The following is a 401-nucleotide window of genomic DNA, read 5'->3' on the forward strand; positions in this document are numbered from 1 at the left end:
TCTTCGACGAGCGGCAGAGCCTGCAATATTATAATCAGGCCTTCCGCCAGCTCTGGGACCTCGATATTCCCTTCCTCGAATCCTATCCGACCCATGGCGAGCTGCTCGACAAATTGCGCAACCAGGCCAAGCTGCCGGAGCAGCTCAACTGGCGGAACTGGAAGGAAAGCGTACTTTCCGTCTATCGCGCCATCGAGCCGCACAATGACCTCTGGCACCTGCCGAATGGACAGACCTTGCGTGTCTTTGCCACGGCCCGGCCGCAGGGCGGCGCCACCTGGGTGTTCGAGAACCTGACAGAGAAGGTCGATCTCGAAACCCGTTACAACACGCTGCTCAAGGTGCAGGGCGAAACCATCGATCATCTGGCCGAAGGCGTGGCGGTGTTCACCCCCGATGGC

At 59.9% G+C, this 401-nt stretch carries 1 protein-coding gene; it reads left to right on the forward strand.

Annotated features, from left to right (window positions below):
- On the forward strand, positions 1 to 401 hold a 401-nt coding region (locus AC1D0P_RS31020; RefSeq protein ID WP_477680234.1), incomplete at both ends, for a PAS-domain containing protein.

Source organism: Polaromonas sp. P1_G2 (assembly GCF_056405515.1).